Annotated in this window: 13 protein-coding genes; 9 read left to right on the forward strand and 4 right to left on the reverse strand. The window is 41.5% G+C overall.

The annotated features are described in order from the left end of the window. The first annotated feature begins 108 nt into the window (after nt 1–108). Nucleotides 109–2,010, forward strand: a complete 1,902-nt coding sequence (locus BVC89_RS12410; protein WP_086931486.1) for an ATP-binding cassette domain-containing protein — start codon at nt 109–111, stop codon at nt 2,008–2,010. A gap of 207 nt (nt 2,011–2,217) precedes the next feature. Here the strand turns inward: BVC89_RS12410 and BVC89_RS12415 are convergent, their stop codons facing one another. Next, on the reverse strand, nt 2,218–2,646 hold the full coding sequence (locus BVC89_RS12415; protein WP_086931487.1) for a universal stress protein: 429 nt from the start codon (nt 2,644–2,646) through the stop codon (nt 2,218–2,220). A gap of 148 nt (nt 2,647–2,794) precedes the next feature. Here BVC89_RS12415 and BVC89_RS12420 point away from each other — a divergent pair, with 148 nt between their 5' ends. Next, a complete protein-coding gene (locus BVC89_RS12420) occupies nt 2,795–3,289 on the forward strand; it encodes a hypothetical protein (RefSeq protein WP_086931488.1) in 495 nt (164 codons plus the stop codon). Nucleotide 3,290: 1 nt separating this feature from the next. Here BVC89_RS12420 and BVC89_RS12425 read toward each other — a convergent pair whose 3' ends face one another. After that, a complete protein-coding gene (locus tag BVC89_RS12425; protein ID WP_103654258.1) occupies nt 3,291–4,043 on the reverse strand; it encodes a hypothetical protein in 753 nt (250 codons plus the stop codon). 288 nt (nt 4,044–4,331) lie between these two features. On the opposite strand from BVC89_RS12425, the gene topA reads away from it, so the two are divergent. The 3 genes from topA to BVC89_RS12440 all read left to right on the forward strand — a co-directional run bounded on the left by topA (nt 4,332) and on the right by BVC89_RS12440 (nt 8,116). Further along, nucleotides 4,332–6,989 carry a type I DNA topoisomerase gene (gene topA / locus BVC89_RS12430; RefSeq protein WP_086931491.1) on the forward strand — a complete coding sequence of 886 codons (2,658 nt, stop codon included), beginning with the start codon at nt 4,332–4,334 and terminating at the stop codon, nt 6,987–6,989. 60 nt (nt 6,990–7,049) lie between these two features. Then, entirely contained in the window at nt 7,050–7,616 is a 567-nt protein-coding gene (locus BVC89_RS12435; RefSeq protein ID WP_086931492.1) for a hypothetical protein, read from the forward strand. Between the two features lie 254 nt (nt 7,617–7,870). Further along, nucleotides 7,871–8,116 carry a hypothetical protein gene (locus BVC89_RS12440; RefSeq protein WP_086931493.1) on the forward strand — a complete coding sequence of 82 codons (246 nt, stop codon included), beginning with the start codon at nt 7,871–7,873 and terminating at the stop codon, nt 8,114–8,116. A gap of 818 nt (nt 8,117–8,934) precedes the next feature. On the opposite strand, the gene BVC89_RS12445 is transcribed toward BVC89_RS12440, so the two are convergent. Beyond that, on the reverse strand, nt 8,935–9,339 hold the full coding sequence (locus tag BVC89_RS12445) for a cell division inhibitor SulA (RefSeq protein ID WP_086931494.1): 405 nt from the start codon (nt 9,337–9,339) through the stop codon (nt 8,935–8,937). 10 nt (nt 9,340–9,349) lie between these two features. Continuing rightward, complete coding sequence (gene lexA, locus BVC89_RS12450; RefSeq protein ID WP_086931495.1) at nt 9,350–9,955, reverse strand: transcriptional repressor LexA; 606 nt, start codon at nt 9,953–9,955, stop codon at nt 9,350–9,352. A gap of 754 nt (nt 9,956–10,709) precedes the next feature. Between lexA and BVC89_RS12455 the strand changes: the two genes are divergently transcribed. The 4 genes from BVC89_RS12455 to BVC89_RS12470 all read left to right on the forward strand — a co-directional run bounded on the left by BVC89_RS12455 (nt 10,710) and on the right by BVC89_RS12470 (nt 14,399). Then, nucleotides 10,710–11,189, forward strand: a complete 480-nt coding sequence (locus BVC89_RS12455) for an Hcp family type VI secretion system effector (RefSeq protein ID WP_086931496.1) — start codon at nt 10,710–10,712, stop codon at nt 11,187–11,189. Between the two features lie 239 nt (nt 11,190–11,428). Then, entirely contained in the window at nt 11,429–13,435 is a 2,007-nt protein-coding gene (locus tag BVC89_RS12460; protein WP_086931497.1) for a type VI secretion system Vgr family protein, read from the forward strand. 2 nt (nt 13,436–13,437) lie between these two features. Next, nucleotides 13,438–13,926 carry a DUF6484 domain-containing protein gene (locus tag BVC89_RS12465; RefSeq protein ID WP_086931498.1) on the forward strand — a complete coding sequence of 163 codons (489 nt, stop codon included), beginning with the start codon at nt 13,438–13,440 and terminating at the stop codon, nt 13,924–13,926. Between the two features lie 14 nt (nt 13,927–13,940). Further along, a complete protein-coding gene (locus BVC89_RS12470; protein ID WP_086931499.1) occupies nt 13,941–14,399 on the forward strand; it encodes a DUF4150 domain-containing protein in 459 nt (152 codons plus the stop codon). Nucleotides 14,400–14,402: the final 3 nt, after the last annotated feature.

Genomic DNA, 14,402 nt, shown 5'->3' on the forward strand with positions numbered 1-14,402 from the left:
CGAAATGATAGAAATACGAATTGTATTAAATATTTCCAGATAGTTTTCTGATCCTATGTTCTTTCATTTTGTTCCCGTAAATAATCACTATCCTATAACGAGGTATTAATGCCATTAGTTAAAATCACTAACCTACATCTGCACTACGGTGAGCAGGTCATTTTCGATGACGTGGCATTGCAATTAGACCCGGGCGACCGTCTTTGTATTATCGGTCGCAACGGTGTTGGTAAATCGACACTGCTGAAAGTAATGAGTGGTGTTGCCCATCCCGACGAGGGCAGTATTTGGTCTGCACCTACTACGGTGATGGCAACTTTGGCGCAAGACCTGCCCGAAACCCAGGACATCTCTATCTTTCAATTCGTTGCCGGCGGCTTGGCGGGTATCTTAGATGACCTCAAGCGTTTCGATGCAGCTGTAAAAAATGAAGACTTAGGACTTATAGAACAGTTGCAACAAAAAATTGAAAGTGCTGACGGCTGGAATCTGCAAAATCGTATTGAGCAGGTGCTAACCCGCTTAGAATTAGACGGCAAGGCCAGCATGAATAGCTTATCGGGGGGATGGCGTCGCCGGGTTGCGCTGGCGCAAGCACTGGTTATGAGCCCAGATGTCTTATTACTCGATGAGCCCACCAACCATCTGGATATTGCCGCGATTCAATGGTTGGAAGAGCAGTTAAATAATTTTGCTGGCGCTATTGTCTTTATTACCCACGATAGAGCCTTCTTAAAAAGTGTGGCGAATAAAATTGGTGAACTGGATCGCGGCCATCTGACTATGTGGGATGGCGATTATGAGAGCTTTTTGACTTTCCGCGAGAAGGCACTTGAGACAGAAGCTCGCCACAATGCATTGTTTGATAAAAAGTTAGCCCAAGAAGAGGCGTGGATTCGACAGGGTATTAAAGCTCGACGTACACGTAATGAAGGACGAGTTAGGGCTCTTGAAAAAATGCGTGTAGAAAGACAGAATCGTCGCCAAGCACCTAAAGTCGCTAAAATTGAGCATTCTGGTGAAGTGGCATCAGGCAAACTCGTTGCTGAACTTGTGAATGTGAGTTTTGCTTGGCAGGATAAGCCATTGGTCAGTAATTTTAGTACCACCATCATGCGCGGCGATAAGCTTGGGTTAATTGGTCCCAATGGCATCGGGAAAAGCACGCTGCTTAAGTTAATTCTTGGTGAGCTAAGCCCTCAGTCTGGCAATGTTCGCTTGGGAACCAAGTTATCGGTGGCGTATTTTGACCAACTGCGTGATCAACTGGATTTAGAAAAAAGTGCGGTAGATAATGTTGCTGGTGGTCGAGATTCTGTGGAGGTCAACGGCAAAACTAAGCATATTTATAGCTATCTTCAGGACTTTCTATTCTCCGGTGAGCGCGCACGCACGGCGATCAAATCTCTCTCCGGAGGGGAACGCAACAGAATTCTACTGGCCAAACTCTTCAGCAAACCATCTAACCTACTTGTCATGGATGAGCCTACGAACGATCTAGATGCTGAAACCCTAGAGCTTTTAGAAGATTTATTGGCGAATTTCGATGGCACTTTATTGCTGGTGAGCCACGATAGAGCATTCCTGGATAATGTGGTGACTAACACTATTGCCTTTGAGGGTAATGGTAAACTAAAAGAATATGTTGGTGGTTACAGCGACTGGAAACGTCAAGGAGGAAAATGGCCTGATACTGCTGCTGACAACTCAGATAAGCCTGAAGAGCGTGAAACTAAAAGTAGCGAAACCACACCATCTACAACTTCCGCCAAGCCCAAGAAATTAAGTTATAAATTGCAGCGAGAGCTTGATAGATTGCCTGCTATGTTAGAGAAACTTGAGGAAGAAATAGCAGATATTCAACAACAAATGTCAGTGCCTTCCTTCTTCAGTGGTGACCAAACTGTGGTTGCTGAGAAAACCCAGCTTTTAGCAGAAAAGGAAGCTGAATTGGCCGAAAAATATGAGCGTTGGGAAAGTTTAGAAATGCAGAGTGGGGGTGAAACGTAGAGGATCTGTTCGATAACTCCTACTTTGGATGCGCATTTTTGAATTCGCATTGCTCTATGCTTAAGGCTACATAAAATTTCTAATATCTGTAGCCTTCAAGCGAATGTGCTTAAGTTATAAACTCTCGTGAGTATCTGCCATTAATGGTGGCTATAACCTACAACCTACGAAGTCGTGATGTAAAAACTACCACTACCTGTTTAATGCCTAGACACGGATAGCCAGGACATCGCACTGTGCACCTTTTATAATGCTGTTTGCTGTAGATCCCCAAATCAGTGCTAGACCATGCCTGCCGTGGCTACCGACAATAATCAAATCTGCGTTGAGTTCGTCCGCCAGCTCATGCAATGCAGATCCGGTTTGACCTAATTCTATAATTTGATCAGACTCGGGAATTTCATATTCACTGGCGAGTTTAGCCAAGTGTTTCTGTGATTGCTTTTGCATAACATTCTGAGCTTCGGTTAGATCGACAGGCATATCACCGCCATAAACCACAGGAAAAGGCTCGATGATATGAGCTAGGGTGATATGTGCTTCATTCAGCCTGGCGAAATCGTAGGCTTTTTCTAATATAGCTTTTGAATCATCTGATAAATCAAGTCCTACCAGAATATGTTGATAAACGCTCATAACTTTATCTCCGTGATTAAAAACACAGTAATGGTAATATGTCCCTTTACTAAAGATTGTTCAATAATCTTTGTCGTGTTTTCTACCGACTTTTGTGTCATATCAACCGAAATGAAGAATTAAGAGATTAATTAAGGTTGCAACGAATATGTTAACAGCTTCGATTTTGTTCTTATTAGCGTTGGCGATGGTAATAGGGCCTGTGATGATGATTCAGCCATCTCCAGGTATGAAGCGCATTGCAAAATTGCGTAGTTTAGCCAATCAACAGGGTTTTAATATTGCTCTGAAACCACCAAAGAATACTGAGAAAGTTATCGGAGCTACCTACTCCTTGCTCTGCAAAAAACCATTGCAAGAGCAAAAAAACAACAACACATGGCATTTAGAGAAGAAGTCTCATAGTCACGATATCCACTTTTACGGCAAGTGGGATTGGCTTGGCAGCAATTGCGCACCAGAACGGCAATGGCCGCAGTTAGAAAGGATATTGCACGACATCGTGCCTGGTATTACAGAACTTGAGTTTAATGGGATGAGTGTTGCCTGCTTTTGGGACGAAAAATGTGGTGACAAAAGTGAGCAGCAAGCGATCGATATGCTGCGTGAATTGTTAACACGTTTAGAAGATGCATGTGTGTAACTTATAGGCTATTGTCATCAACTTCGTTATTCACGGTTTTGTGCTGGGGGTTATAAAGGGATTCAGGCATAAGTTCAAGCGACAGCGCTGTGCGCTTTCCACTCAATATCTCTCCCATTTCTTTTGTGAGTTGGCTCATTCTTTCGTCCCTTTGATGAGATTGTGAGATAAGCTCCATGGCTTTGCGGTAGTAAGCAGATGCGCGCAGTGTATTGCCATTATTGGCAGCTTGATGCCCCTGGCCAACATTTGTCACCACTTTCACCATAAAGTTTGACCAGTTTAGGCCGACGATGAGTTGTTCCATCTTGCCCTCAGGGATTTTATCGGCGGCTTGGCGTTTGCGGATAACTCGTGCTGCTTCTGTGATGGCATATTCTGCGCGGGCGATAGCCGCATCACTTTCCATAAGACGAAAAAGCTCAGCTTTTGCATTCGGGTCTAGCAAGTCTTGCGACCGCTTCTCAGCTTCCTCCAAGCTAACATTGAGCAGTGTATCCTTTGGCGAAAGTTTGACCATGACCTGAGTAATGTCGATTACTTCATCGTTTATGAGTTTGGAAAATTCGTTATTTTCGACTAAAGGTTCTAATGTGGCTGATAATTCTTCAAGTTCGGTGACGCGGCGCTTCATCTGCATGAGCTTTTGGCTGATAACTTGGGCGCGCAACTGCCTTTTGTTGACTGTGCTGACAACGAATAACGAGAGTGAAGTGATTGCAATAAGCAAGATAACAGTTGAAAAGTCTGACATAGGAAACAATCTAGATTATTTTTTAATAATAGATGATATTCAAAGATTGGGGAAATTCGCTGCCAAAAACAGTGATTTGACTCGGTAATAAAGGGCTATGAAGCTGCTAAATAGGGTGGCAAACGCTAACATCGTCATTAGGTTTTCATGTCCTGCTATGATGTTAATTATTAATTTCGGCTTGACCTTGGGCTATTCAGGCCTTATATATGCGCAGCGTTACATTGGCATATCGTTAAGTTATGAATTTCGGACTCTGAGCTAAGACTCAGTAATAAGAAGGGGTTTATGGGGAAATCACTGGTCATTGTTGAGTCGCCTGCCAAGGCGAAAACCATCAATAAATATCTCGGCAAAGATTTCGTTGTGAAATCAAGTGTCGGACATATTCGCGATTTACCAACCAGTGGTTCAGGTAAAAAGAAGGCTGATCCTAAAGAAACAGCGAGAAAGGCCGCTGCTACACGCAAAATGTCACCTGAACAAAAAGCGAGCTACAAGAAACGCCAAGCAAAAGAGCAGTTGGTCAGCCGCATGGGAATCAACCCCGAAAAGAATTGGGCGGCCCACTATGAAATTTTACCGAACAAAGAAAAGGTGGTTGCCGAGCTTAAAAAACTCGCTGATGATGCTGATCTGATCTACCTCGCGACGGACTTGGATAGAGAGGGAGAGGCTATTGCATGGCATTTACGTGAAGCTATCGGTGGAGATGACGATCGCTATCGTCGTGTGGTGTTCAACGAAATTACTAAGACAGCCATTCAGGAAGCCTTTGAATCCCCAGGAATGATCGATTTGGATCGCGTTCATGCCCAGCAAGCTCGCCGTTTCCTGGATCGTGTGGTGGGTTATATGGTGTCGCCCCTATTGTGGGAGAAAATCGCTAAGGGTTTGTCTGCAGGGCGGGTACAGTCTGTTGCTGTTCGTCTTGTCAGTGAGCGTGAGAGCGAAATCCGCGCCTTTATTCCTGAAGAATTTTGGAGTATCAGTACGCTACTGAAATCGCCAAAAGACGAGCAAGCCAAATACGAGCTTAAAAAATTTCAAGGTGAAAATTTTAAAGCGACCAATGAAGAACAGGCCAATGTTGCCGTCACGGCGCTAAAACAAGCAGAATACCGCGTATCTAATCGTGAAGATAAGCCCACATCATCCAAGCCAAGTGCTCCTTTTATCACCTCTACCTTGCAGCAGGCAGCCTCAACACGATTAGGCTTTGGTGTTAAAAAGACCATGGTTCTGGCTCAGCGTTTGTACGAAGCCGGCTATATTACTTACATGCGTACTGACTCTACCAACTTGAGTGCAGAAGCAATTCAGACCTGTCGGGACTTAATTTTAGATGAGTACGGGCAAAAATATTTGCCGGAAAAGCCCAATATCTATAGCAGTAAAGAGGGCGCGCAGGAAGCGCATGAGGCAATTCGTCCCTCTGATGTTACTTGCAAACCTACCCAGCTGAAAAGTATGGAGAGAGATGCAGAGCGTCTCTATACCTTAATTTGGCAACAGTTTATTGCTTGTCAGATGACACCAGCTAAGTTCACTAGTACAACAGTAACGGTGATGGCTGGCGATTATGAATTGAGAGTGCGCGGGCGAGTTATCCGCTTCGATGGCTACACTAAGGTTATGCCTCAGCCAGCGAAAAAAGAAGATGATGCTATTCTGCCCGACGTTAAAGTGGGCGACATTCTAAACTTGCACGAAGTTCAACCAACGCAACACTTCACTAAGCCGCCGGCACGTTTTACTGAAGCCGCCTTGGTAAAAGAATTGGAAAAGCGCGGAATTGGTCGTCCATCTACTTACGCAGCTATCATTTCAACTATCCAAGATCGCGGCTATGTTCATGTAGAAAATAAACGTTTCTATGTTAACAAAATGGGCGACATCGTGACCGAGCGCCTGGTTGAAAGCTTTAGTGACCTTATGGACTACGGTTTTACCGCTAGTATGGAAGAGTCGCTAGATGGTGTGGCTGAAGGCAATAAAAACTGGATCGAGTTGCTCGATGAGTTTTATGAAAGCTTTTCTGCAACACTTGAAGTGGCGAAAGACAGCGAAGCGGGTATGCGTCGCAATGAGCCGGTAGAGACGAATATCGAATGCGTGAAATGCTCGCGTAATATGCAAATAAGGACGGGAGCAACAGGTGTATTTCTTGGTTGTTCTGGTTACGCACTGCCACCTAAAGAGCGTTGTAAAGCTACCATGAACTTGGTTGCTGGTGACGAAGCAGTAAATGTTGATGAAGATGATGAAGCTGAATCGAGGCAACTGCGGCAAAAACGTCGCTGTAAAATCTGTAATACCGCGATGGACAGTTATCTGCTAGATGAAACGCGCAAACTACACATTTGTGGTAACAATCCTGACTGTAACGGCTATGAAGTGGAAACCGGGACATTCAAAATTAAAGGTTACGATGGGCCGGTAATTGAGTGTGATAAGTGCGGCAGTGATATGCAGCTTAAATCTGGTCGTTTTGGTAAATATTTTGGCTGTACCAATGAAGAGTGCAAAAACACACGTAAGTTATTGCGCAATGGTGAAGCTGCGCCGCCTAAGATGGATCCCATTCAGATGCCTGACCTACAATGTTTGAAGGTCGATGATCACTACGTGTTACGTGACGGTGCTTCAGGTTTATTTTTGGCTGCCAGTCAATTCCCTAAGAATAGAGAGACAAGGGCGCCTCTAGTGAAAGAACTGCTTACGGTTAAAGAAGCTCTAGATCCTAAATATGCACATATATTAAAGGCGCCTAGTGAGGATTCTGAGGGGCGCGATACGGTTGTTAGATACAGTCGTAAAACCAAAGAGCAATACGTTCAGTCAGAGGAAGAGGGTAAAGCGACAGGTTGGAAGGCTTTTTACCAAGATGGTAAATGGCAAATTACAGAAGCGACTAAAAAAGCAAGTAAAAAGAAAAAAGCATAGGGTCTGCTAACAAGCTTTGATTGCAGACACATATGTAAGATCCTATTGCTAAAGGGTGATATGAGCGCGCAAGAAGCACAAAAGATATTCCGCCAGCAGCTGACATTTGCGTCGCTGCTCATGAGTAGGTGTATAGACTCCAGTATTCGTGTTGAGCGCTTAGCGAACTTGCAAGGCAGCATGCTTTGCCTCCATCGTGGTCTGTTAGACTATTTTGGAGCTGTGCTGGGGCTTGTGGAAGTAAGAGGTTCTTTGGTGGCCATGCGGCAACGCTTGGCTACTGCGAACTATAAGCAAGAAGAAATTATCGCTTTAATTGATAACGAGGAAAGCTGGTTATTTAGACTCGATCGTCTTGTTTTATCTATCGCTTCACCTTCTTATGCGCTTTCTTCTTCTCATGTCTCTAAAGCCTTTGCATCGTATACTGCTGCGGTTGACCAGAATTCAAATAATAGCCCCAATTCCGAAACTCCATATCAAGCCGATGATCTTATAGTAAGTACATCATCTGCCCATTCTACTAATGAGCTAGGGTGGCGAGAGCAAAAGGACTTTATTGGTGATTGCATCGACAGTGCACGGGAGCTTTTGGAGCGTCATATTGCCTCCGATATCGAGTATTAATCGCTTTGGTCTTAGTTTATTCTTATAGTTATGCTATTTTGCTCTAACAGTATTGTTTTCAGGCAAGTATGTTTATGCAGCTATTGTGAACCATTGTTCCTGCGATAAACGACCAGTTTTAGGGCTTATTTAACCTTTTTAAATCATATGTCATTGCAAATAAGCGAAAGTGTCAAGTTTTTGTAGTATTAACAAGATTTATACGCTGACAGATGATAGAATTAAAGTAATACGCATAGGACACTTTACATTACATGACAACGCTTTTTGAAATTATCGAGCTCCCAAACGGGGAAATTGCCCTACGTCGCGCAGACGAGAGTGGGGAACCTTTGGTGTCTATCCGATTTTCAAAAGAATCTCTATATTTCCTTAATGAAGCTAAAATAGATATTGCTAAGGCTATGATCGAAGCCGGCTTAGAGGCTGCTGGAGAAATTCAGGAGCTAAAAGATGAAGAGCCTGCTATTGTGACTGAAGATAGCCACACCGTGCATTAACTGTGTTCTCACCCATACAATTACTTCCAACCCGTTTATTTAAACCCTACTCAAGGCATATGTTTATACCTAGGTGAGTTTATATCTGCCTCCAGTCATTTATAAGTATGCCGCTTTCAAATATTGGCTATATTTCTCAGTGTTTTTTAAAAGCAAATTGAACAAAGTAAATATCACTTTATAAAGCTTAGCTCGATATTCCTTGTTGCGAATATCTATGCTAACAATATCAACTGGTTGCTAATGGTTACCCCATAAATTCTGCACCGTATGTAAAATACTTTACATCTATTTTGAACCCGCTATATATTTCTCTTTCAATGTAGTGATGTTCACTATGCAAAACACCAAGTCAATTTCTAAACTAATGTAAAGTTGCCTAAGATACTCCTATTAGTCATTTTATTGAAAAATTTATGTGATACTTATTTCTTCAGATCATATGTATTTCTTCAGGTCACATATATTTATCAAAGTTATATGTTTGTTTTAATCATAAAACGTTTAAATTATAAAGTGTGTACATTATAAAGATTCAACCTTTAGCCATCTGTTTTTTATTTACTTACGTTGCTATTTACTCACACTAGCCACTCGCTTTACATAGGTGTTTGAAGGCAGATAAAAAACAGCACAAATAACTTTATATTGTTAAGTGTTATAAATACTACCCCCTCATACTTTAATGTCCAAACCATGTGTGGTTTCATCAAGGTTGTGAGTTATATAGGCTTACTAGGTACTAATCACAAATGTGTATAAGTTTTTAAATGATTATGTACTTAGCGGATTTCGCTATGACTTTGCACTTACGTGGATTACTCTGATGAGTTTCTTGTCCTAAGCACTATTCCGCGCGTATGGCCATGTCGTGATGCTAGCTCTAAAGTGGCTCGATCTTTTTCGGTGAAAAAGTCTAAAGAACCTATGACAGTATTGCTATTGCCGTTGACAAGAGCATTGCAAAATATTCTCAAACCCTCTTCATGATCATGAGGATGAATGAGTCGAATATTGTGGTTTGCAAAGTCGTACTGTTTAAGTATTGCCTTAGAGATATTTTGAGGCGCAATCCATGTTAGCCATTTATCTTGATTTTGATGGCTTAAGTAAGCAATCATAGGTAGCACCATTGCATGGCTTTCAATGTCGTTACCAGGTAAAACTACTTCTGTAATGCCAATATTCTCCTGAGCTGTTTCTTGCTTGTGCGCTTGTAACATAGCATTTCTCCTAAATCTCTCTTCTTATAACACCAACACTAAGGCCTTCTATAGAAAAACTCTCATCTCTTAAGTCAACTTTAATCACTTCGAAATCTTTATTCTCAGGCCATAACTCAACGACGGCATTATTGCGTTCACGCTTGAATCGTTTTACCGTGACTTCGTTTTCAATCCTAGCAACCACAATTTCTCCATTTCTTGCCTGATCTGTTCTATGCACTGCAAGTAAGTCACCATCTAGAATACCCACATCTTTCATACTCATACCATGGACTGTCAGCAAATAGTCGGCTCGAGGGCGGAACATATCTGCAGGCATTTGGCAGTAATCTTCGATATTTTGTTCAGCTAGTACAGGGTTACCCGCTGCAACCCTACCAACAATAGGTAGGCCATTATGGCTCTCAGGTAAGCGTATACCGCGAGAAGCACCTGCTACCATCTCTATTGCGCCTTTTCGTGCCAAAGCTTTGAGATGCTCTTCTGCGGCGTTAGCTGAGCGAAAGCCCAGTATCTTGGAGATTTCTGCTCGGGTAGGGGGGTAGCCCGTCTCGTCAATATGCCCCTTGATTAAATCCAAAACTTCTTGTTGCCTGGTTGTCAGTTTGATCATGGTATGTTTTCCGTATCAGGACTGTTTGTTTTTTGATCTGATTGTTTTGTTTTCTTTATTGATTCATCGAGTCTTCGAATCATCGTTCCACTTGGTTATCTATCCATCGAATGAGCCATCGAATTATTGTCCGATCACAAGTCATCGTGAGCTTGTCATGACCGCTTTCCAAGCAGCCTATCAAGTCGTGTGGATACATGTACAGTATTTGTAATTATATACAGTGTTTTTTTAAAAGCAAGATGCTGTTGAATATGTCGTATTTGAGGCCGCTTTTTGGACAAAAAGCCGCTTTTATTTTTGCTTTTTTGTTGCGCGAAAGATTGTCAACATTGACAAAAAAAATCTCTCTGCGTGTCAGACTACGTGTGTCGAAATTCTTTTCACTATCAGTAACTTAGTTATATTTGGGAAATTACAAAAAATTTTTTTTAAGTATTTTTTTTGGTTGAAAACAACGTCAAATTTATACAAAAAAAGGCCTGAAAACGCCGTTATTTAAAAATGTGATCAATTTCTCCATTTTATTTTGCCCTCAGCTATTTAATATTTGTAAAAACCCTGCTTTAATAAGATCACTACCGCGGATCAATTTAAATAAATTAAATGATTGAGTAGCGGTTGGGTCAGAGTCAGGCTTCTTTACAATCTTTTGTTTAGGGGCGTTGATAAAACAAAGCAAAAGTTTAAAGAGTCGAAAAATTTTACCGGCTCTGTCACAAACATTCTTAAATTATAGAAAAGGAACTAAGAGATGATTTTTATCGAATATGATGGTATCAAAGGTAATGCAACTGCTGACGGTTATAAAGACCACATCCGTGTAGATTCTTTACAGTTTGGTGTAGGCCGTGGTATCAGCATGGAGCCAGGAAACCTAGCTAACCGTGAAGCTACTCGCCCAAGCTTAAGTGAAGTAACTTTCACTCACAAAACTGATAACTCTGCTACTGCTTTATTTAAAGAAGCTGTAACTGGTTCTGCTGGTAAGAAAGTAACAATTAAATTTGTTCAAACTGGTGCTGACAAACTTGTTGAGTTTATGACTTACACTTTGGAAGAGTGCCTTGTAAGTGGTTATTCAATTTCTGCTGACGGCGACAACGATCCAATTGAGTCTGTTTCTTTAAGCTATGCAAAAATCTTAGTCAACTACAACGACTACGATAAGAGCAATAAGAGCGCTAGCCCACAACGTGTTGGCTATGACTTAACGACTGCTAAGCCACTTTAATTAGTTATTAGCTTTCGATAAAACTAGGGAGTGCTTTAGCATTTTAAAGGCTTAGCGCTCCTTTGTTTTTTTAAGGTGATAGTTTTTTCTAGGTTATTATTTTTTTACGGTTATAAAAATAATTTTAATCGCGATAAAACAGCTTTCTTTATCATAAATAATGCAGTTTATATTTTTTTGCTATCAAGGAAGTCCAAGCCTGCCAACTTTACGGAAATTGAAGAGCGGATCTTTGTGTTATGAGTAGCCTAACTCAAGAAAATAGATTTATAGCAATCAGTGATTTCTCCCTAGGAAAAGATACGTTTTTACTTACTGACTTTGAAGGAAGTGAATATATTTCTGATCTGTTCGAGTATCAGATAGATGTTATTTCAGAAGATCTCAATGTTAAGCCTGATAGTATCATCGGGAAAGACGTTACCATAACTGTCCAAAACGAGCACAAGCGTGTGTTCCACGGCTACATACGTTCGTTCACCTATGGTGAAGTAAAATCCAATAACCTGCGTCAGTATAAAATGACTATGGTGCCTTGGTTATGGTTTTTGTCAAAAACCAATAACCATCGAATTTTTCAAAACAAGAACGCTAAAGATATTATCAGTACCATATTTAAAGATTTAGGTTTTACTGATTTTGATTTTCGTGCCAGCGGCGGAAAAGTTCGAGAATACTGTATTCAGCACAACGAGAGTGACTTGCATTTTGTATCCCGTCTTCTAGAAGAAGAGGGGTTCGCATATTTTTTCAAGCACGATAAAAGTAAGCATAAAATGATTATTGTTGATCAAAAGAATGCTTATGATGAATTTCCAGAAACTGATTTAGAGTATTCCAACGGCAGTTCTCCCAATGAACAAATAAGCCGATGGGAACATTTATATAACTTTAAAAAAGGTCAGTGGTCGTTTAGCGATTACAATTTTAAAGAACCTACTAAAAAGTTATTTTCCAATACTAAGACCACCAGTAAGTTCGTCAATAATAGTAAGTTCGAACATTACGAATATCCTGGCATGTACGAGTTTGCAGCCGGAGACGATCTAGTCAAAATTCGCCTTGACGCAGAAGAAGCCACTATTAATACCGTGGCAGGCTCCAGTGATTGTTCAACCTTTAATGCTGGTGGTAAATTTAAGTTGGCAAAACATGATAATGCCAACGAGAAGGGCGAATATATTGTTGTAAGTATCCACCACAGTGCCTATGACCACACCTATTTTTCTGGTGAAAGTGGTGGTTCTGGCTATGGTAATAACTTCGTTTGTATTCCCTCCGATGTGCATTTTCGACCACAGCAAACACACCCAAAACCGGTCATGCGTGGCCCACAATCAGCACTTGTTACAGGCCCTAGTGGTGAAGAAATTTATGTCGATGACTTGGGGCGAATAAAAGTACAATTTTACTGGGATAGAGACGGCAAGCAAGATGAAAATACTACCTGCTATATCCGTGTTATGCAGGTATGGGCGGGCGCTCAGTGGGGGGCATCATTTATCCCTCGCATCGGTCATGAAGTGATCGTAGATTTTATCGATGGTGATCCCGATCGTCCGATTATTACTGGCACTGTTTACAATGGCAAAAACAAACCGCCTTTTGATACTAAGACTAAAAGTGGTATTCGCACACGATCTACCAAGAGCGGCAGTGCGGCTAATTGTAATGAATTGATTTTTGACGATAAAAAAGACGATGAGCAAATCTTTATCCATGCTGAAAAAAATATGGATACTGAAGTCGAAAATGATGAGAGTCTGACGGTTGATAATAATCGTACTAAGCACATTAAAAATAATGAAAAGTACAATATTGACAACGATCGCGATAAAACCATTGGCAAAAATCAAACAGAAAGTATAGGCAAGGATAAAACCACCACTGTTGGTCAGCACCATTCTGAGACTATTGGCGGTAATATGAATATTACCATCGATAAAAACCTAATGGAGAACATCAAAGTTGATTATACGGAAGACGTGGATGCCAATAAGAAATCGAAGATTGGTAAGGATCTCACCGAAGATATTGGGGCAAATCACACGGAAACGGTGAAAAAAGACTCCATCCTCAAAGCCAAGAGAATACAAATGACGGCACAGGATGAAATTAGTCTTAAAGTAGGCTCAGCTAGTATTTTAATGAAAAAAAATGGCGACATTACCATTAAAGGTAAGAAAATTAATGTCAAAGGATCTGGCGATGTCATTATTAAAGGCAGCAAGATTAAGGAGAACTAATTATGCCCGCATTGAAAAAGTTATCGGCAGCTAACTCGGCGCGATTACACAGCACTCTAGGTAAGATTGTTGATATAACGGCTAACGGCACAGCTTTGGTGGATTTCCAGGAAAACATAGGTGAACCTATAGCGGCGCGCTCAACTTTATCCGCAAGCGAACGTGCCTCTATCAGTGAGTTACCTGCCGCTGTTATGCTGATGTTTGAGGACAGTGATCCCGCTATGCCTGTTATCACAGCAGTTGTTAACGAAGGTGGCTTTAGTGTAGCCAGTGATGCTGCACATTTTGGTTCTGAAAAGATACCTACTGATGTGAGTATCGATGGTAAGAAAATTACTTTTGACGCCAAGGATGAAATTCATTTGCGTTGTGGGAAAAGCTCTATTTTATTGCGCCGGGATGGAAAGGTAGTGATTAAAGGCTCTAACCTTGTCAGTCGTTCCACCGGTGGAAATAAAATCAAAGGCAGCAGCGTTAATATTAATTAAATGGAGCAATAATTATGGGCGTTACTGTAGGTGTTAATCATTTATCTGTTGTGCATAAAGGCAGTAGTGGCATTTCGCCGTGTTTTCCTGATGTATGTAAAACGCCTTCTCCGGCTGGCCCCGTGCCTATCCCTTATCCAAATATTGCGATGTCATCGGATACAGATAAGGCGGCTAAGAAAGTCACCTGTGATGGTAAGCCTGTGTCATTGAAAACATCTAACTTCAAAACCAGTACCGGCGATGAGCCTGGTACGGCGAAGGGCGTGGTATCGAGCAAAACCAAGGGCAAGGCCGAATATATCAACTATTCTTTTGATACTAAGATCGAAGGCAAAAACGTGCCACGAGCCTTTGATCTGATGTTGCACAATGATAAAAATACGCCACCGTTTCCTGTTATCCAGATGCCAATCATCAGCATTCCGATGCTGGAAGATGTTAAGTGTCTTATTTGCAATAAAAAATTGTAGTAC

The organism is Agarilytica rhodophyticola (genome assembly GCF_002157225.2).
GTDB lineage: Bacteria > Pseudomonadota > Gammaproteobacteria > Pseudomonadales > Cellvibrionaceae > Agarilytica > Agarilytica rhodophyticola.

Coding starts and splice junctions, on each gene's coding strand:
- BVC89_RS12455 (WP_086931496.1), top strand. CDS start 10,710: ATGATTTTTATCGAATATGATGGTATCAAAGGTAATGCAACTGCTGAC.
- topA (WP_086931491.1), top strand. CDS start 4,332: ATGGGGAAATCACTGGTCATTGTTGAGTCGCCTGCCAAGGCGAAAACC.
- BVC89_RS12420 (WP_086931488.1), top strand. CDS start 2,795: ATGTTAACAGCTTCGATTTTGTTCTTATTAGCGTTGGCGATGGTAATA.
- BVC89_RS12445 (WP_086931494.1), bottom strand. CDS start 9,339: ATGTTACAAGCGCACAAGCAAGAAACAGCTCAGGAGAATATTGGCATT.
- BVC89_RS12470 (WP_086931499.1), top strand. CDS start 13,941: ATGGGCGTTACTGTAGGTGTTAATCATTTATCTGTTGTGCATAAAGGC.
- BVC89_RS12465 (WP_086931498.1), top strand. CDS start 13,438: ATGCCCGCATTGAAAAAGTTATCGGCAGCTAACTCGGCGCGATTACAC.
- BVC89_RS12415 (WP_086931487.1), bottom strand. CDS start 2,646: ATGAGCGTTTATCAACATATTCTGGTAGGACTTGATTTATCAGATGAT.
- BVC89_RS12410 (WP_086931486.1), top strand. CDS start 109: ATGCCATTAGTTAAAATCACTAACCTACATCTGCACTACGGTGAGCAG.
- BVC89_RS12440 (WP_086931493.1), top strand. CDS start 7,871: ATGACAACGCTTTTTGAAATTATCGAGCTCCCAAACGGGGAAATTGCC.
- BVC89_RS12425 (WP_103654258.1), bottom strand. CDS start 4,043: ATGTCAGACTTTTCAACTGTTATCTTGCTTATTGCAATCACTTCACTC.
- BVC89_RS12435 (WP_086931492.1), top strand. CDS start 7,050: ATGAGCGCGCAAGAAGCACAAAAGATATTCCGCCAGCAGCTGACATTT.
- lexA (WP_086931495.1), bottom strand. CDS start 9,955: ATGATCAAACTGACAACCAGGCAACAAGAAGTTTTGGATTTAATCAAG.
- BVC89_RS12460 (WP_086931497.1), top strand. CDS start 11,429: ATGAGTAGCCTAACTCAAGAAAATAGATTTATAGCAATCAGTGATTTC.